Here is a 17,389-nt window from a genome sequence, read left to right as displayed (position 1 = left end):
TGGTGCTGTGTCCCAAATTTTGCGAAGGAATCTTGCTGAAATATCTCTGTCAGATTGCAAAGATGGTTGTTCGCGCACCATGTTCCGCCTTGAACTCAGTCCGTTTGTTGAATGCTCCGAATTGACGGAGATGCTTGCTTCGGTGTGTGGATGCTTGCCTGCCGTGGCATCTGGCTTTGAGCGATTGCTGGTTTATTGCGCTCAATCTGCAGCTGCATTTGTACAATTTGCGCGGACGGGTTCCATCTGTGATGCGTCAAGTTCTCATCGATTACGCAAGGCACGGCCTCGCGGCAATTCGTTTCAAGTCTTTAAACTCGCACAACCGTGGAAGTCAGCCTCAGTCTAAAGTTTCTTTGACGTGTTGGCTTATGCGTGTGTGACTAGACTTGCGTAGCGCTAAGTTCGCCTGTCTGTCAGCTGATTGGCGAGCACTCGCATTGCGGCAGCAAATTCGGTCGCCGGAAGTAGCCTAATGGCGTCTATCGCGCGGTTTGCTTCTTGGGTTGCAGCGGACCTTGCAATTTCGAGCGCGCCTGTTTGCTGGACGATTTCGATGATTTTTGCCAGTTCCTCTGTGGAGCCCTGTTCAATCGCGCTGCGAATCACGGCCGCTTGCTGAGGGGTGCCGCGCTCCATGGCTGCAATCAAAGGCAAGGTGGCTTTCCCCTCTCGCAGATCATCGCCCAAATTCTTGCCCATTTCGACTGCATTCCCAGCGTAATCGAGAACATCGTCAATGATCTGGAATGCGGTGCCCAGTGCTTGCCCATAGGTGGCACATGCGTCCTCGATGGCTGGTGGTGAGTTTGCCAGTACGGCTCCCAGTCGCGCGCTGGCTTCAAAGAGCTTTGCGGTTTTGGAGCGAATCACTTTGAGGTAATCCGCTTCGCTCAAGGAGGCGTCGTGCATGTTCATCAATTGCAGGACTTCGCCCTCGGCGATGATGTTGGTAGCTTCTGACAAGATTTCCATCACCCTCATGCTGCCTGTTTCAACCATCATTTGGAAGGAGCGGGTGTGGAGAAAATCTCCAACCAGAACACTGGCTGGGTTGCCAAACGTTTCGTTGGCTGTGGCTCTGCCTCTGCGCAGCGTGGATGCGTCGACCACGTCATCATGCAGCAGGGTTGCTGTGTGAATGAGCTCGACCACAGCTGCCAAGGTGTGGCGATGTGAGCCTTGGTAGTTCAATGCTCCGCACACCATGAGTAAAAGGGCTGGGCGCAGTCGTTTGCCGCCGGCCGCAATGATGTATTGGGCGACCTGGCCTACCAGCGGGACTGTGGATGTCAGGCGTTGCCCGATGACGATATCAACTTCACGCATGTCCTCTGCGATTAGCGAGAGGGGTGAGGAGGCTGTGGAGGAGAGGTGATCAGTCAAGATAGCGGCTACCAAAGTTCCCCGGATTATAGGAATGAAGCGTTGGGCAGGAGTGCCTCCTCGGAGCCGGGCTAGCCTTTTTGGGGGTGCTGTGGCATAATCTGCGGCTCTGCAAAAATTGGTTTGCGGAACTCAATTCAAGAGGTTCACATGTACGCGGTCATAAAAACCGGCGGCAAGCAGTATCGCGTTGCTTCCGGCGAAAAAATTAAAGTAGAACAGATTGCTGCGGACGTAGGCCAGGAAATTGTGATCGATCAAGTGTTGGCAGTCGGTAACGGCGCTGAACTCAAGATCGGTACGCCCCTGGTGTCCGGCGCAACCGTGAAAGCCACCGTCGTGGCACACGGCAAGCACGACAAAGTGCACATCTTCAAGATGCGCCGTCGCAAGCACTATCAGAAACGCCAAGGCCATCGCCAGCAGTTCACTGAGCTGCAAATCGGTGCGATTGCTGCCTAATAAGGAGTCGATGTCATGGCACAGAAAAAAGGCGGCGGCTCTACGCGAAACGGTCGTGATTCCAAGCCAAAGATGCTGGGTGTCAAGGCCTTCGGCGGTGAATTGATCAGCGCTGGTTCCATCATCGTGCGTCAGCGCGGTACACGCTTCCACCCCGGCAACAACGTCGGCGTGGGCAAGGACCACACCCTGTTTGCTTTGGTTGACGGCCACGTGTCGTTCGGCACCAAGGGCGCACTGTCCAAGCACACTGTCAATGTGACTCCAGCCTGAGGTTTGCCTCTGGTTGAATCCAAAGCCCCGCATTGCCGGGGCTTTGTCGTTTATGTTCTGCGGTTGCTGGTTCTGGCAATATGTGGATTTTTCGGCCAGAGCAGGCCGTTAGTGGTCTGAAGTGCTGAGCATTTCTGACTCCGGGTGAGCGCAGGTGGGGTTCGTTGGTGGAGTGAATTTCAAGTCACTCCAGATGCCGATGAGAAATCACCGCCTGCCTTTCGCGCCTCTTTTGTAAATTGGATACCCCATGAAGTTCGTCGACGAAGCCTATATTGACATTGCCGCAGGTGATGGCGGCAATGGCTGCGTGTCTTTTCGCCACGAAAAATACAAGGAATTCGGTGGGCCCAATGGTGGGGATGGCGGGCGTGGGGGGCATGTGTTTGCCGTGGCAGACCCGAATCTAAACACTTTGGTGGATTTTCGATACTCCCGTCGCCATGAGGCCAAGCGCGGTGAGCACGGAATGGGCTCCGATATGTTTGGTGCCGCTGGCGAAGACATCACGCTGAAAATGCCGGTGGGGACCATCATTTCTGATGCTGAGACGGGCGAGGTGCTGTATGAGCTGCTCACCCCCGGAGAGGTCATCACCATTGCCAAAGGAGGCGATGGGGGCTTCGGCAACTTGCGCTTCAAGAGCGCTATCAACCGTGCCCCGCGTCAAAAAACGCCAGGCTGGCCGGGTGAGCGCAAGAACCTCAAGCTGGAACTCAAGGTGCTGGCTGACGTCGGCCTGCTGGGCATGCCCAATGCGGGCAAGTCGACGTTCATCACGGCGGTGTCCAATGCTCGCCCCAAGATTGCTGACTACCCCTTCACCACACTGCACCCCAATTTGGGCGTCGTGCGGGTGGGGCCGGAGCAGAGCTTTGTGGTGGCGGATATCCCTGGCTTGATTGAAGGCGCCTCCGAAGGCGCGGGTCTGGGTCACCAGTTTCTGCGCCATTTGCAGAGAACGCGCCTATTGCTGCACATCGTGGATATGGCCCCGTTTGACGACGCCATTGATCCTGTGGCGCAGGCCAAGGCCATTGTGGGCGAGCTCAAAAAATACGACACCCAACTTTATGAAAAGCCCCGCTGGCTGGTGTTGAACAAGCTCGACATGGTGCCCGTAGAGGAGCGCGAAGCGCGGGTCAAGGATTTCGTGAAGCGCTTCAAATGGAAGGGGCCCGTGTTTGAAATTTCAGCGCTGACCCGTGAGGGCTGTGAGGCACTGATTCACGCCATCTACCGTCATGTACAAAGCGAGCAGAGGGTGGAAAACGCCCCTGTGGAAGTGGATCCACGCTTTGTCGGTGACACGCCTCTTTAATTGCTATAAAAATAATAGCTGCTGGCGCTTGCTGCATAAGCGTCTACTCATAAAAAGACCCTTAACATGGTTTCTAGCGTATTGCGAGATGCCCGCCGCATCGTGGTCAAGGTGGGTTCCAGTCTGGTGACAAACGAAGGGCGTGGCCTGGACGAGGCCGCCATTGGTGAATGGAGCCGCCAGTTGGCTGCGTTGGTGCGAGGGGATGGAGGCGTGCCGCGCGAAGTGGTCATGGTCTCCAGTGGGGCTATTGCTGAGGGTATGAAGCGGCTGGGGTGGGTAGCCCGCCCGCAAGAGATTCACGAACTGCAAGCGGCTGCTGCGGTGGGCCAAATGGGGTTGGCCCAGATGTATGAAACCAAGTTGCGGGAGCAAGGCATGGGCAGCGCCCAGGTGCTCCTCACCCATGCCGACTTGGCTGATCGTGAGCGCTATCTGAATGCGCGTTCCACCCTGTTGACGCTGCTGCGTTTGGGGGTGGTGCCTGTGATCAATGAGAACGACACGGTCGTGACCGACGAAATCAAGTTTGGCGACAACGACACGCTGGGTGCCTTGGTTGCCAATCTGGTCGAGGCGGATGCTCTCGTGATCCTGACCGACCAGAAGGGCTTGTACACCGCAGACCCGCGTCGTGATCCGGCTGCGCAGTTCGTGCACGAGGCCAATGCGGGCGATCCTGCGCTGGAAGCCATGGCAGGTGGGGCTGGGTCCAGTATCGGCAAGGGCGGCATGATTACCAAGATCCTGGCTGCCAAGCGTGCAGCCGGTTCCGGTGCATCCACTGTGATTGCGTGGGGGCGAGAGCCGGATGTGCTGGTGCGATTGGTGGATGGCCAGGCACTGGGCACCTTGCTGATCGCGCAAACGCAAAAGAAGCAGGCGCGCAAGCAATGGATGGCCGATCACCTGCAGTTGCGTGGTGCTGTGACTGTTGATGCCGGTGCTGCCGCCAAACTGAGGGAAGAGGGCAAAAGCCTGCTGCCGATCGGAATGACTGCGGTCGAAGGAGATTTCTCGCGGGGTGACGTCATTGCAGTGCGTGACGAAGCTGGAGCGGAGATTGCCCGTGGGTTGGCCAACTATGCTGCCGCAGAGGCGCGCTTGCTATGTCGCAAGCCTTCGTCTGAGTTTGAAAAGCTGCTCGGTTACACGGCTGAAACCGAGATGGTTCACAGGGACAACTTGGTGTTGTCGGTTGCTTAAAAGCAGCCAACGAAGCTCCGGGGAACCGTTGTCTCGCCTGATGGTTTCTGCTCTGGTTGCTGCCGAGCGCTGGGTGAGGGTCGCTTCTCTGAGTTTTTAGCCGATCCAAATCATTCCCATGAAAAAAGCCGATGCAGGAGTTTGCTCTGGCATCGGCTTATTCATGATTGCGTTTCGGCGGGTTGTCGCTTCGCTAAGTGCTTCCTGCTTCTGGCTTGACGGCAGGGTGAACTGCCTCCATCGCCAAGCTGTTTTGTGGATCTGGATCGAAGCTCGCCCCAGGGGGGAGTTCCATCGCGGGGTGGAGCAGCATGGATCCGGTGCGCAGCGCGGGCGCTGCATGTGCGTTGCCATGTGCGTGTTCCCCATCGCGAGCACGCATTCCGCTGCGCAAATACCGGTTGCGCTGGTCTTGCCGCGGCAAGTACCTAGCCAGCTCCGTCAACGCCATTTCATAGACGCCACGCTTGAACTCAACAACCACGTCGAGAGGCACCCAGTAGTCGTTCCAACGCCAGGCGTCGAACTCTGGGTGGTTGGTGGCGCGCAGGTTCAAGTCCCAGTCGTGACCGACCAGTTGCAGCAGATACCAGATTTGTTTCTGGCCTTTGTAGTGACCGCGTGCATCGCGGCGGATATACCGGTCAGGCACCTCATAGCGCAACCAATCCCTTGTGCGGGCTACCAAGCGGACGTGGTTGGGCAATAATCCTACCTCTTCGTGCAATTCCCGAAACATGGCTTGTTCGGGGGTTTCACCCCGGTCGATACCGCCTTGTGGAAACTGCCAACTGTGGGTGCGGATCCGCTTGCCCCAGAACACTTGGTTCTTTTGGTTGAGCAGGATGATGCCGACGTTCGGCCGAAAGCCGTCCCGGTCAAGCATAATCGAACCCCAAATTTTTAAACTGCGTCCATTATGCACGGTGCCATGCGCCCGGCAAGAGGACCAGTCTGAATAGACTGAATTCGCCCCGATGAAAGCCTCTCAATTCTTTATCTCCACCCTCAAGGAAGCTCCGGCAGACGCCGAAGTGGTCAGTCACAAACTCATGATGCGTGCGGGGCTGATCAAGAAGCTGGGCGCGGGCATCTATAACTACATGCCCATGGGGTTGCGGGTCATCCGCAAGGTGGAAGCTATCGTGCGCGAGGAAATGAACCGGGCCGGGGCTGTGGAGTGCACCATGCCGGTGGTTCAGCCTGCCGAGCTGTGGCAGGAAACCGGGCGCTTTGAAAAGATGGGGCCTGAGTTGCTGCGCATCAGCGACCGCCATGGCCGCGACTTCGTGGTGCAACCCACCAGCGAAGAAGTGGTGACAGACATTGCACGGCAAGAACTGCGCAGCTACAAACAGCTGCCCAAGAACTTCTACCAGATCCAGACCAAGTTCCGCGACGAGCGCCGCCCACGCTTTGGCTTGATGCGTGGTCGCGAGTTCATCATGAAGGATGCTTACTCGTTTGACCGCGACCAGACAGCAGCCAAAGCCAGCTACCAGGTCATGGCACAGGCCTACCGCCGGATTTTTGACCGGTTCGGCCTGACCTATCGCGCAGTGGCCGCAGACAGCGGTGCCATCGGTGGTGACTTGAGCGAAGAGTTTCAGGTGATTGCCGCCACGGGGGAAGACGCCATCGTCTACTGCCCTGGCAGCGACTACGCCGCCAACATGGAAAAAGCCGAAGCCCTGGCGCCCCAGGGCCCACGTCCCTCCCCCAGCCAGGCGATGGCCAAGACAGCCACCCCCGGCAAGAGCACCTGCGCCGATGTGGCGGAGCTGCTGGGTCTGCCCCTGAGCCGCACCGTCAAATCCCTGGTGCTGGCCACCGACACCACCAATGAGCACGGCGAAATTGTGAAGACGCAGGTCTGGTTGCTGTTGCTGCGTGGCGACCATGACATGAATGAGATCAAGGTCAACAAAGTCGCCGGGCTGGAAAACTTCCGTTTCGCGACCGTGGCGGAGATTGAAGACCACTTTGGTTGCAAGCCAGGGTACCTGGGGCCCATCGGGTTGCAGAAGCCCGTGAAGATCGTGGTCGACCGCGAGGTCGCGGTGATGTCCGACTGGGTGTGCGGTGCCAACGAGGCGGACTTCCACATCACCGGCGTGAACTGGGGCCGTGATTTGCCTGAGCCAGACGCAGTGGCAGACCTGCGCAATGTGGTGGCAGGTGATCCATCGCCCGATGGCAAGGGCGTTCTGGCGATTGAGCGCGGCATCGAAGTGGGCCATGTGTTCTATCTGGGCACCAAGTACAGCCGCGCGATGAACGCGACCTTCCTGGACGAGAACGGCAAACCGCAACCCTTTGAAATGGGCTGCTACGGTATTGGTATTACCCGCCTGCCCGCCGCTGCCATTGAGCAAAATCATGATGAGCGCGGCATCATCTGGCCCGACGCCATCGCTCCGTTCACCGTGGTGATTTGCCCCATTGGCATGGACCGCAGCGAAGAAGTGAAACAGGCGGCCGAGAAGCTCTATGCAGAAATGCTGGCGCAGGGCGTGGATGTTTTGCTGGACGACCGCGGCGAGCGCCCCGGTGCCATGTTTGCCGACTGGGAGTTGATCGGTGTACCCCACCGTGTCACGATTGGCGACAAGAGCCTCAAGGAAGGTGTGGTCGAGTACCAGCACCGCCGCGATGCTGCTGCGACCAAGGTGGCGGTGAGCGATGTTGCGGCCCATGTGAAAGGCCGCATGGCGGTATGACGCAGGAGGTGGACAGCGTGCGAGGGGATAGCGGTTTGGAGCGCGGCGTGCGGGGTATTTCGCGCCGTGCGTGCTTGATTGCGGCCGCAGCGCCTGCCGGTTGGCTGGCGGCGCCTGGACAAGCCCATGCGGGCGGCCAGCTGGAAGAGCCGTTGATGGACTCGGTGCGTACTGCCCTGAGTTCTGCGATCGCCAATCAGGCACCACCCGAGCCCGTGTTCTTCTCTACCGAGTCTCGCCTGAGCTACCTGCGCTGGCTGGGCACGATGAGCGACCGGCTGCGCAACCGCAAGCCCGATTGGGAAATGCGCCGCGACTTTTTGCAGACGGTCTGGTACGAGTCCAAGCGCGCAGGGCTGGATGTGTCCCTCGTGATGGGGCTGATCCAGGTCGAAAGTGCGTTCCGCAAGTTTGCGGTGTCCAGCGTGGGTGCGCGGGGCTACATGCAGGTCATGCCCTTCTGGACCCGTGTGATTGGCGATGGGGACCCGGGAAAGCTCTTTCACATGCAGACCAATTTGCGCTTTGGCTGCGTGATCCTGCGCCACTACATCGACCGCGAACAGGGTGATCTGTTCATGGCCCTGGGCCGCTACAACGGCAGCCGGGGCAAGCCGCCGTACCCCAACGCGGTGTTCGCCGCCCAGCGCAACTGGGCGTTTGAAGCCAAAACGAATCTGGGTTGAGGCGCGCCGAGTCTGGGGAACGCATGGGGCATGAACCCCACTCCCTCAGGCCCATCCATCTCGCTAGCCCACGCTTGGTAGCGCGGCCGGGCTGTCTGAGGAAGGCAGCCGCGACACCATGACCTGGTCGATGCGGTAGCTGTCCACGTCTAGCACCTCGAACTTGAATCCCTTCCAGCTCACGCTGTCCGTCCGGCGGGGCACGCGGCGCAGCATCACCATCAGGAAGCCCGCCAGCGTCTCGTACTCGCCCGCGTGCGGCAGTTCGTCCAGGTCCAGCACACGCACCACGTCGCTGACGGGGGTGACGCCATCGATCAGCCACGAGTTCTCGTCGCGCTGCACGATCTGCTCTTCATCCGAAGGGCCGCCCACCAGGTCCCCCATCACCGTGCTCATCACGTCGTTCAGTGTGACCACGCCCACCACCAGGCTGTACTCATTGACGATGACGGCGAAGTCCTCATGCACCTGCCGGAACTGCTCCAGCACTTCCGACAGCGTGAGTTTGTCCGGCACGATGAGCACCTTGCGCACCAGGCTGTCGTCTGCCAGCGAGATGGGCTGGTTGTTCAGCACGCGCTGGAACAGGTCTTTTGCGTCCACGTAGCCCACTACGTGGTCGATGTCGCCCTCGCACACGGGGTAGGTCGAAAAAGGCTCGGCGGCAATACGCAGCCGGATGACGGAGTCGGGTTCGTCCCGCAGAAAGAACGCTACCCGGTCGCGGGGTGACATGGCGCTGGAGACAGTGCGGGTGTCCAGCTCAAACACATTGGTGATCACCTGCTGCTCGCGCGCGGCCAGCACGCCCGCGCGGGCGCCGGCTTCCATCATGGCCAGGATGTCGTCTGACGTAATGCGATCGTCGCGCAGCGACGACAGGCCCAGCAGCCGAAACAAAGCATCGGCCCCCCGGCTGTAGAACCACACCAGAGGGCGCAGCAGCGCCATGAACCAGGCCATGGGCCGCGCCAGGCGCACGGCCAGCCGTTCGGGCTCTGCCATGCCCCGGCGTTTGGGGAACAGGTCGGCAAACAGGATGAACAGCGACGTGATGATCAGGAACGACGCGATGAACCCGGCGGTATTTGCTGACGCGTCGCTCATCCAGACGCTGAAGAAACTGCTGAAGTGGGGGCTGAGGGCGTCTTCGCCCACGATACCGCCCAGGATGGCGACGGCGTTTTGCCCTACCTGCACCACGGTGAAGTAGTCACCGGGCTGTTCTTGAATGCGCAGCACCAAGTCAGCGCGTGGGTCTCCTTCGTCGGCCATCTGGCGCAGGCGCAAGCGCCTGGCTGCGGCCAGCGAGATTTCTGCCATGGAGAAAAAGGCACTCGCTGCAATCAGCAGCGCAATCACTAAAAGGCTTTGGGTCATGGAGGGTGACAGAGCGTGGCGCTATGGCACAACGGTCCATGAAGTGTATCTGTCCGTACAGCCCCGCCTCAAGGCAGGGCTGTGCCGTTCAGTGGCGCGTGGTCTGCCCGTAACGGTTCATTGCACAAAGCCGATGCGCCCGCGCGCGTTGGCGGCTTTGGGCAGGTCTGCAATCTCCACGGTCGAGCGGCGATCCAGGCGTGCATTGCCAAAGCCCGTCATCAGCGCCCGGCGCATTTCGCGGGGTGGCATGTGGGCCAGGTGGTCCAGCACATCGTCCTGCGGCTCAGGGTCGAGCAGGCGGCCCCAGTCGTGGCTGTGGCGAATGTCCTGGTACAGGTTCAGCGCAATGGTGCGGGCCTGTTCCAGCGTGGGGGCATCCACCTCAAACACATTCATGCGGTTGAGGATGGGGTCGGGAATGCCTCGTGCATCGTTGGCCGTGGTGATCCAGATGACCTGGCTGGCGTCAATCGCCACCTCGGCAAATTCGTCGGTAAAGCTCTGCGCGGTGTCGTGCTCCAGCAGGCTGTACAGGGCTCCCAGCGGGTCGTACTGTGCGTCGCCGCTGGCCTTGTCGATTTCGTCCACCACGATGACGGGGTTGGCGTATTCGCCCTCCACCAGGGCCTCAAACACCTTGCCGGGGCGTGCGCCTTTCCATTGCGCAGACGACCCCGACAGCAGCCAGCCAGCAGTCATGGAGCTCATCGGCAGCAGGTTCATGCCGGTGCCCAGCAACTCGGCCAGGTGGCGGGCAAAGTGGGTCTTGCCGATGCCGGGTGGGCCCAGCAGCAGCATGGGGTCACCTCCAGCCCATCGCTGCTGTCTTGCGCCAGGGCTACGTGGCGTTTCACATCGTCCAGCACGTCGGTGAAGTTGGGCAGCAGCTCGTACAGGCCGCTCATGTCGGGCACCCCTGATGGTTTGACCTGGAAGCGTTCAGGCCCTCGTTCCAGCATGCGTTCGTACACGGCACGCAGGTTTTCGTATTCGCGCTGGCTGCCTGCGTCCTGCAGGCGGGCCAGTTTGCGTTCCACATCCCCAGGGTGAAACACGTTGCGCATCTGCGCCACCGGAATGCGCAGTGCGGCGCTTTGGGGAACAAGGCTATGGCTGGTCATTGCATGCTCCTGTGTGTTGGGGTCACGCTGTCATTCAAGCACACAACATGCCCAGCCTCAATGTGGGAAAAGCCCTGAAATGGTGCCGGTGTTGCAGCCATCCCAATCCCTGTGGTGGCCAAGCGGCGTGGCTTGCCGCGTACCAAAGAAAAAGCCGCCCGAAGGCGGCCTGGTGCGCGGGGGGGGGCTCAGCCTCAGGTACCCAGCACCTGCTTGAGTTCGCCGGACTCGTACATCTCCATCATGATGTCGGAGCCGCCGATGAATTCGCCCTTCACGTACAGCTGGGGGATGGTGGGCCAGTTGCTGTATTCCTTGATGCCTTGGCGAATGGCGTCGTCTTCCAGCACGTTCACGGTGACCACGCTCTTGGGGTCCACGCCGCAGGCCTTCAGGATCTGGATGGCACGGCCGGAGAAGCCGCACATCGGGAAGCTGGCGCTGCCCTTCATGAACAGCAGGATGTCGCTGGATTTGACGAGGGCGTCGATGCGTTGTTGGGTGTCGCTCATGGGGTACTCCTTGAAAAAGAGGCGGACAAAAAATGCTGTGAGCCCGCGTTGGGGTGGATTATTTCACTGTCGGCCACTGCCCGCCCGTACAGCGCGCGATGCCGGCAAGGTCATTGCGGCTATGCACCTGCACAAACCCATGGGCTGCTAGCAGCGCCTGCACGGCCTCGGCCTGGTCGTAGCCATGTTCCAGCAGCAGCCAGCCGCCCGATGCGAGCCGGGCTGGCGCCTGGGCCACGATGGTGCGGATGTCGTCCAGCCCGTCGCTGCCGCTGGCCAGGGCCTGCAGCGGCTCGTGCTGCAGCGCGGCCAAGTGCGGGTCTGCGCTGGGGATGTAGGGCGGGTTGGAAACGATGGCGTCGAATATCCCTTCCACCCCGTGCAGCCAGTTGCCGTGTTGAAAGCGCACGGGCAGGCCCAGCCGCTGTGCGTTGGCCTGGGCCACCGCCAAGGCGTCAGCGCTGGCATCCACCGCCAGCACCTGGGCCGTGGGCCGCTGGCTTTGCAAGGCCAGCGCAATGGCGCCACTGCCGGTGCCCAGGTCGGCCACGCGCGGGGCGGGCAGGGGGGCGATGGCTTCCAGCGCCCAGTCCACCAGCGTTTCGGTGTCGGGGCGGGGGTCCAGCACGCGGGCGTCTACCTGCAGCGGCAGGCCATAGAACTCCTTGCGTCCGGTGAGGTAGGCCACGGGCTCACCCGCCACGCGGCGCTGGCACAGGGCGATGAACTGCGCGTGCGTGGCCTCGTCCATCGCATCGGTGTCGTGCGCCAGCAGCCAGGCACGGCCCGCGTCGGGGCGCCCCAGTGCGTGCAGCAGCAGCAGTTGCGCGTCAATGCGGGGCAGACCCAGCGCGTGGGCCTGGGCCAAAGCCTGGGCGAGGTTGGGGGTGTTCACAATTGCTCTGTTTTTGATAGCTGGTGGCGCTTGCTGGATAAGCGCTAGAGGCCTAAAAGGCTTAAAGGGTTTGTGCGCTGCACCGGAATGCTGCTGCAGGCGTTACACCCCCGCACCCTTTTCCAGCTCTTCCAGTTGCTCGGCCTCACGGGCGTGTTGCAGGGCTTGCAGCACATCGCCCAGGTCGCCTTCCATCACAGCCAGCAGCTTGTACAGCGTGAGGTTGATGCGGTGGTCCGTCAGCCGCCCCTGCGGGAAGTTGTAGGTGCGGATGCGGTCGCTGCGGTCGCCGCTGCCGATCAGGCCCCTGCGCAGCGCGGCCTCCTTGGCGGCGCGCTCGCTGCGTTCCTTTTCCTGAATGCGCGCTTGCAGCACCTGCAGCGCCTTGGCCTTGTTGCTGTGCTGGCTGCGGCCGTCCTGGCATTCGGCCACGATGCCGGTGGGCAAGTGCACCACGCGCACGGCAGAGTCCGTCTTGTTGATGTGCTGCCCGCCCGCGCCGCTGGCGCGGAAGGTGTCGATGCGCAGGTCCGCCGGGTTCAGTGTGATGGCCTGGTGCTCGTCGGGCTCGGGCATCACCGCCACGGTGCAGGCGCTGGTGTGGATGCGGCCTTGGGTTTCGGTGGCGGGCACACGCTGCACGCGGTGACCACCGGATTCGAACTTGAGCGCGCCGTAGACACCGCTACCGGAGGGGCCCGTACCGGGCTGGCCTTCAATGCGCAGCACGATTTCCTTGTAGCCGCCCAGCTCGCTTTCGTTGGCGCTCATCACCTCCACCTTCCAGCCCTGGGTGGCGGCGTAGCGGGTGTACATGCGGGTCAGGTCGCCTGCGAACAGGGCGGATTCGTCACCGCCTGTGCCTGCGCGGATTTCCACGAATGCGTTGCGCGCGTCGTCGGGGTCCTTGGGCAGCAACAGGCGCTGCAGTTCGTCTTCCAGTTGCAGCAGCTCGGCTTCGCTGCTTTCGATTTCCTCCTGCGCCATTTCGGCCATGTCGGGGTCGGAAAGCATTTCGCGCGCACCGGCCAGATCGGCCTCGCGCTGCTGGTAGCGGGCATAGCGGCCGGCAATCTGCGTGACCTCGGCATGCTCGACAGAGATGCGGCGGTACTGCGCCATGTCGCTCATGATGTCTTCGCGCGAGAGCAGGAAGTCCAGCTCGCCCAGGCGTTGTGCATAGCGCTCCAGTTGGCTTCGGAGAAAGGGTTTCATGGGGGTCTGAAAAAAGAAGGTGCTACGAATTTGGTAGCTGCTAGCGCTTATGTATCAAGCGCTGGAGGTCGATTTGGCTTGAAATCGGAGCGGCGGGTGAGCGGGCACGCGCCGCTACTGGCCGTTTTTGCTTTGCGAGCGCAGGAACAGGCGCGAGACGGTCTGTGCCGTCTGGGCGCGCATTTCGGCGTCGCCCGCGCGCAGCTCGGCCAGGGTGCCGTGCAGCATTTTTTGCGTGAGGCCACGCGACAGGGCTTCCAGCACCGCGTCCACGTCTTCACCCTTGGCCAGCAGCTTCTTGGCGCGCGCGATTTCGGCAGCGCGCCATTCGTCGGCTTGTGCGTTGAGCTGCTGGATCAGCGGCACCACGCCCCCCGCAGCGGTGGCGGGGCTGCGCAGCTCCATCCAGTGCATGAAGCTTTGCACGCCCGCGTCGATGATGGCTTCAGCCTGCGCCACGGCGGCCTGGCGGTTGGCTTGCGCGGTTTGCACCACGGTGGCCAGGTCGTCTACGGTGTACAGGTACACGTCGCCCAGGGCTTTCACCTCGGGCTCGATGTCGCGCGGCACAGCCAAGTCCACCATGAAGATGGGGCGGTGGCGGCGCTTCTTCAGGGCGCGCTCCACAGCACCCAGGCCGATGATGGGCAGGCTGCTGGCCGTGCAGCTGATGACGGCGTCAAACTCGTGCAGGCGCTCGGGCAGGTCGGCCAGGCGCATCACCTCGCCGCCAAAGCGGGTGGCAAGCTTTTCGCCGCGCTCCAGCGTGCGGTTGGCAATGGCAATGGCCTTGGGGTTCTTGGCGGCGAAGTGCGTGGCGCACAGCTCGATCATCTCGCCCGCGCCCACAAACAGCACCTTGATTTCGGTGAGGTCTTCAAACAGCTGGCTGGCCAGGCGCACGGCGGCTGCCGCCATGCTGATGCTGTGTGCGCCAATCTCGGTGCTGCTGCGCACCTCCTTGGCCACGGCAAAGCTGCGCTGAAAGAGCTGGTTAAGCGTGGTGCCCAAAGCGCCCGCTGTTTCGGCAGCGCGCACGGCGTCCTTCATCTGGCCCAGGATCTGCGCTTCGCCCAGCACCATCGAATCGAGCCCGCTGGCCACGCGGAACGCATGGCGGGCAACGAGGCTGTCTTCCAAAGTGTAGGAGTGCGAACGCAGCAGCGCGGGGCTCACGCCGCCGCTGTGGGCGAGCCAGCCCAGGGTATGGTCCAGCGCGGGCCGTTCGCCAGCACAGTAAATTTCGGTGCGGTTGCAGGTGGAGATGATGGCGGTTTCCACGCCCGAATGGCTGAGGGACTGCCCCAGCGACTGGCGCAATCCCTGCAAGGTGGGCGCGATCTGGTCGAGCGCGAACGCAAACCTGCCACGCAGATCGAGCGGCGCGGTGGTGTGGTTGATGCCGAGGGCCCAGACTGCCATGGTGGCGGATTATAAAATCGTTACCTTCTCTGCGGCTCCCAGCGTGGGTATGCCTTGATATGGGTCAATTGCGCACATGGGTCCGCTCGACAGCCTCAACCACCTTCTGAACTTCTTGGCGCCGGCATTCTGGATGGCCCTCTTCATGGCCATGCTGGGGCCTTTGGTGCTGCGCGGCCCGCGCGGGCTGGGGCGAGGCGCGCAGTGGCTGCTGGACTTTGCGGTGTGCTCTGCCGTGCTGCTGGCGGGGCTGTGGATCACCGGCCGCGACGGCAAGATGCTGACTTACGGCGCCTTGGTGCTGGCCTGCGCCACATCGCACGCAGTGGGCCAGCGCCTGTGGCGCAAATAAGCGTTTGCATTGCTCAGCGCGGCAGCTGTTAAGAGCGGCTAACAAAACTCAGCGAAGCGGTTCTGGCTAGGCGCCGCGTCGCAGGCAGTACGCGTAGTACGACAAGACGCGGCAACGACGCCAGAAGAGTTTTGTTAGCCGCTCTAAGCCTGCCATTCTGCTTTTACCATCGCACCTTCACAGATTTACAACAACGGAGACACCCTATGAGTACCTTTCGCACCCTGTTGGTGGGCGCAGCCTTGGCCTGGACGGCTGCTGTGCACGCATTTCCTACCAAGCCCGTGCGCATCGTGGTCGGCTTTCCGGCGGGTGGCCCGCTGGACCAGCATGCCCGCTTGCTGACCGACAAACTGCAGGCCGTGCTGGGCCAGCCTGTGGTGGTGGACTACAAGGCCGGTGCTGGCGGCACCGTGGGCGCGCAAGACGTGATGAAGGCGCCGCCCGACGGTCACACCCTGATGCTGGCCAACACGGGTGTGATGGTGATCAACCCGGCGTTGTACAGCCGCCTGCCCTATGCCACGCTCAAGGATTTCACGCCGATTGCTCGCACCGCGATGCAGCCGTTGGCCCTGCTGGTGAACCCGAACGTGCCTGCCAAGAACCTGCAGGAATTCATGGCCTACGCCAAGTCCAAGCCAGGGCAGATCAACTATGGCTCGGCAGGCAATGGCGGCATCAGCCACCTGGTGCCTGAAATGTTCAAGACGGCCACCGGCCTGTTCATGGTGCACATCCCCTACCGCGGCAGCGCGCCTGCGTTCACCGATCTGATGGGCGGGCAGGTGCAGTTCATGGCCGAAAGCATTCCGCAGGCTGCGGCGTACCACAAGCAGGGCAAGGTGCGCGCCCTGGCCGTGACCAGCCGCGAACGCAACCCCGCCTTGCCCGAGGTGCCCACCGTGATCGAGAGCGGCCTCAAGGGCTTTGAGGTGGTGGGTTTTTATGGGTTCCTGGCGCCTGCGGGCACGCCCAAGGATGTGGTGGCCAAGCTCAGCGATGCGTTTGGCCAGGTGATGCAGTCGCCCGAAGTGAAAAGCCGCATGGTGAGCCAGGGCGCGGACCCTGCGTTCCTGGGCGCAGATGACTTCGCCAAGTTCCTGGCCAGTGAGATGCCCCGTTGGGCCGACGCGGTGAAGAAATCGGGCGCGAAGCTGGATTGATCCCCTGAGGCGCTGTGCGCCTTTCCCCGGGAAGGGGGATACCACCAGTGGCCCGGCAAAGCCGGTTCCACGGTGGCGCTAGCCCAGGGCCGCGTTGGTTGGAAGATGCGCCCTATGGCGTGGCGGGCGAAAACAGATCCACGCGGTCGGTGATGATGCCGTCGGTGCCCAAAGCGATCAGGCGTTGGGCGGCCCAGTCGTCGTTGACGGTGTAGCTCAACGTGCGCATGCCCATGCCTTTCACCTGGGCGACCAGGGCGGCGTCCCACAGCGCGTGGTTGCACACGATGGCCACACAGCCCAGGCTGCGAGCGGTGTCCAGGCATCCATCCCACAGCGTATCGAGCAGCAAGGCGCGCGGAATGTGGGCTGCGGCGGCCTGTGCGCCTGCCAGCGCGTCGGGCTTGAAAGACGAGAACAGCGGGGGCACGGCCTGGCCCTGCCACAGCCGCGCTGCGGTTTCGCCCACCACGCGCCCGGTGGTTTCTTCCTGCCCCGGCGTGGGCTTGATCTCAATGTTCAGAAAGTAGCCGTTGGCGATGCAAAAGCGGGCCAGTGCCTCCAGTGTGGGCACGGCCTCGCCAGCGTAGGCGCGTGAATGCCAACTGCCCGCATCGAGTTGCGCAAGCGCGCCCAGCGGCAGGTCGCCGCCGGTGCCACGGCCGTTGGTGGTGCGCTCCAGCGTGGCGTCGTGCAGCAAAAAGGGCACGCCGTCGGCGCTCAGCTTGGCGTCGCATTCAAACATGCGGTAGCCGTGCTGTGCGCCCAGGCGGAAGGCGGCCAAGGTGTTTTCAGGGGCCAGCTTGCCAGCGCCACGGTGGGCAATCCAGCGGGGGTAAGGCCAGGAGGAAGCGGTGATCGCGTTCATGGTGCGAAGTGAAGGGCAGTGGTTGGCGGGCTCAGTTCGGTTCAAGCGGGCTCGCCAAACTTGAGCAGGTTGCCGTGGGGGTCGATGACATAGAACTCGCGCATGCCCCATTCGCGCAGCTGCGGGGGCGCTACCGGCAGGCCGCGTTGCGCAAAGTCGGCATGCAGTGCGGCGGTGTCGCCCCGCACGTAGCACGAGGTGTTTTCGGCGATGTGGCGCTCGGTGCAGTGCCACAGGTGCAACTCGCAGCCGTCGCGCCGCAGCATCAGGTAGTTGGCCGATGCATGCAGACAATCAAAGCCCAGCAGTTCGGTATAGAACTGCCGGGACTCCGCCAGGTCCAGCGATGCCAACACGGGCACGGTGGCGTGGATGCCTGCCATGGTGGCGCTAGTGCG

17 protein-coding genes and 1 pseudogene are annotated in these 17,389 nt (G+C 61.9%); 8 read left to right on the top strand and 10 right to left on the bottom strand.

Features of this window, described 5'->3' with window-relative positions:
* Positions 1 to 399: 399 nt before the first annotated feature.
* Entirely contained in the window at positions 400 to 1,329 is a 930-nt protein-coding gene (locus AADJ04_RS10390) for a polyprenyl synthetase family protein (RefSeq protein ID WP_341239563.1), read from the bottom strand.
* 207 nt (positions 1,330 to 1,536) lie between these two features.
* Between AADJ04_RS10390 and rplU the strand changes: the two genes are divergently transcribed.
* The 4 genes from rplU (at position 1,537) to proB (ending at position 4,648) form a co-directional block, all read left to right on the top strand.
* A complete protein-coding gene (gene rplU, locus AADJ04_RS10385) occupies positions 1,537 to 1,848 on the top strand; it encodes a 50S ribosomal protein L21 (RefSeq protein WP_010462012.1) in 312 nt (103 codons plus the stop codon).
* A gap of 15 nt (positions 1,849 to 1,863) precedes the next feature.
* Entirely contained in the window at positions 1,864 to 2,121 is a 258-nt protein-coding gene (gene rpmA / locus AADJ04_RS10380; RefSeq protein ID WP_044400157.1) for a 50S ribosomal protein L27, read from the top strand.
* 250 nt (positions 2,122 to 2,371) lie between these two features.
* The gene (gene cgtA / locus AADJ04_RS10375; RefSeq protein ID WP_142081915.1) at positions 2,372 to 3,442 is read left to right on the top strand and encodes an Obg family GTPase CgtA; all 1,071 of its coding nucleotides are present in this window, start codon (positions 2,372 to 2,374) and stop codon (positions 3,440 to 3,442) included.
* 66 nt (positions 3,443 to 3,508) lie between these two features.
* Positions 3,509 to 4,648, top strand: a complete 1,140-nt coding sequence (proB, locus tag AADJ04_RS10370; protein ID WP_341239562.1) for a glutamate 5-kinase — start codon at positions 3,509 to 3,511, stop codon at positions 4,646 to 4,648.
* Positions 4,649 to 4,841: 193 nt separating this feature from the next.
* On the opposite strand, the gene AADJ04_RS10365 is transcribed toward proB, so the two are convergent.
* Positions 4,842 to 5,534, bottom strand: coding sequence for an RNA pyrophosphohydrolase (locus AADJ04_RS10365; protein WP_066696209.1), 693 nt, complete (start codon positions 5,532 to 5,534; stop codon positions 4,842 to 4,844).
* 91 nt (positions 5,535 to 5,625) lie between these two features.
* On the opposite strand from AADJ04_RS10365, the gene AADJ04_RS10360 reads away from it, so the two are divergent.
* The gene (locus tag AADJ04_RS10360; RefSeq protein ID WP_341239561.1) at positions 5,626 to 7,368 is read left to right on the top strand and encodes a proline--tRNA ligase; all 1,743 of its coding nucleotides are present in this window, start codon (positions 5,626 to 5,628) and stop codon (positions 7,366 to 7,368) included.
* Positions 7,369 to 7,385: 17 nt separating this feature from the next.
* On the top strand, positions 7,386 to 8,054 hold the full coding sequence (locus AADJ04_RS10355) for a lytic transglycosylase domain-containing protein (RefSeq protein ID WP_341239560.1): 669 nt from the start codon (positions 7,386 to 7,388) through the stop codon (positions 8,052 to 8,054).
* A 63-nt stretch (positions 8,055 to 8,117) separates the two neighbouring features.
* Here the strand turns inward: AADJ04_RS10355 and AADJ04_RS10350 are convergent, their stop codons facing one another.
* From AADJ04_RS10350 to hemA, 6 genes and pseudogenes are all read right to left on the bottom strand, one after another.
* Complete coding sequence (locus AADJ04_RS10350) at positions 8,118 to 9,437, bottom strand: hemolysin family protein (protein WP_341239559.1); 1,320 nt, start codon at positions 9,435 to 9,437, stop codon at positions 8,118 to 8,120.
* A 117-nt stretch (positions 9,438 to 9,554) separates the two neighbouring features.
* Positions 9,555 to 10,561 (bottom strand): annotated as a pseudogene (locus AADJ04_RS10345) (AAA family ATPase).
* A 194-nt stretch (positions 10,562 to 10,755) separates the two neighbouring features.
* Entirely contained in the window at positions 10,756 to 11,073 is a 318-nt protein-coding gene (grxD, locus tag AADJ04_RS10340; RefSeq protein WP_044400131.1) for a Grx4 family monothiol glutaredoxin, read from the bottom strand.
* A 58-nt stretch (positions 11,074 to 11,131) separates the two neighbouring features.
* Positions 11,132 to 11,968, bottom strand: a complete 837-nt coding sequence (gene prmC, locus AADJ04_RS10335; protein ID WP_341239558.1) for a peptide chain release factor N(5)-glutamine methyltransferase — start codon at positions 11,966 to 11,968, stop codon at positions 11,132 to 11,134.
* Between the two features lie 102 nt (positions 11,969 to 12,070).
* The gene (gene prfA, locus AADJ04_RS10330; protein ID WP_341239557.1) at positions 12,071 to 13,183 is read right to left on the bottom strand and encodes a peptide chain release factor 1; all 1,113 of its coding nucleotides are present in this window, start codon (positions 13,181 to 13,183) and stop codon (positions 12,071 to 12,073) included.
* A 114-nt stretch (positions 13,184 to 13,297) separates the two neighbouring features.
* Positions 13,298 to 14,605 (bottom strand): glutamyl-tRNA reductase, encoded by a 1,308-nt coding sequence (hemA, locus tag AADJ04_RS10325; RefSeq protein ID WP_066696177.1) that lies wholly within the window; start codon positions 14,603 to 14,605, stop codon positions 13,298 to 13,300.
* Between the two features lie 76 nt (positions 14,606 to 14,681).
* On the opposite strand from hemA, the gene AADJ04_RS10320 reads away from it, so the two are divergent.
* Together AADJ04_RS10320 and AADJ04_RS10315 are read left to right on the top strand one after the other, a co-directional pair.
* Entirely contained in the window at positions 14,682 to 14,957 is a 276-nt protein-coding gene (locus tag AADJ04_RS10320) for a hypothetical protein (protein ID WP_066696173.1), read from the top strand.
* Between the two features lie 206 nt (positions 14,958 to 15,163).
* Complete coding sequence (locus tag AADJ04_RS10315) at positions 15,164 to 16,123, top strand: tripartite tricarboxylate transporter substrate binding protein (protein ID WP_066699122.1); 960 nt, start codon at positions 15,164 to 15,166, stop codon at positions 16,121 to 16,123.
* 112 nt (positions 16,124 to 16,235) lie between these two features.
* On the opposite strand, the gene ugpQ is transcribed toward AADJ04_RS10315, so the two are convergent.
* Both ugpQ and AADJ04_RS10305 read right to left on the bottom strand, forming a co-directional pair.
* Positions 16,236 to 16,991 carry a glycerophosphodiester phosphodiesterase gene (ugpQ, locus tag AADJ04_RS10310; protein ID WP_341239556.1) on the bottom strand — a complete coding sequence of 252 codons (756 nt, stop codon included), beginning with the start codon at positions 16,989 to 16,991 and terminating at the stop codon, positions 16,236 to 16,238.
* A 41-nt stretch (positions 16,992 to 17,032) separates the two neighbouring features.
* The gene (locus AADJ04_RS10305) at positions 17,033 to 17,374 is read right to left on the bottom strand and encodes a VOC family protein (protein WP_341239555.1); all 342 of its coding nucleotides are present in this window, start codon (positions 17,372 to 17,374) and stop codon (positions 17,033 to 17,035) included.
* Between the last annotated feature and the right edge of the window lie 15 nt (positions 17,375 to 17,389).

Origin of the sequence: uncultured Acidovorax sp., from assembly GCF_964021665.1 — a bacterium.
Classification (GTDB): Bacteria; Pseudomonadota; Gammaproteobacteria; order Burkholderiales; family Burkholderiaceae_C; genus Acidovorax; species Acidovorax temperans.
Note: the sequence above shows the minus strand (reverse complement) of the source record. Positions and strands in the feature narration are given on the sequence as shown.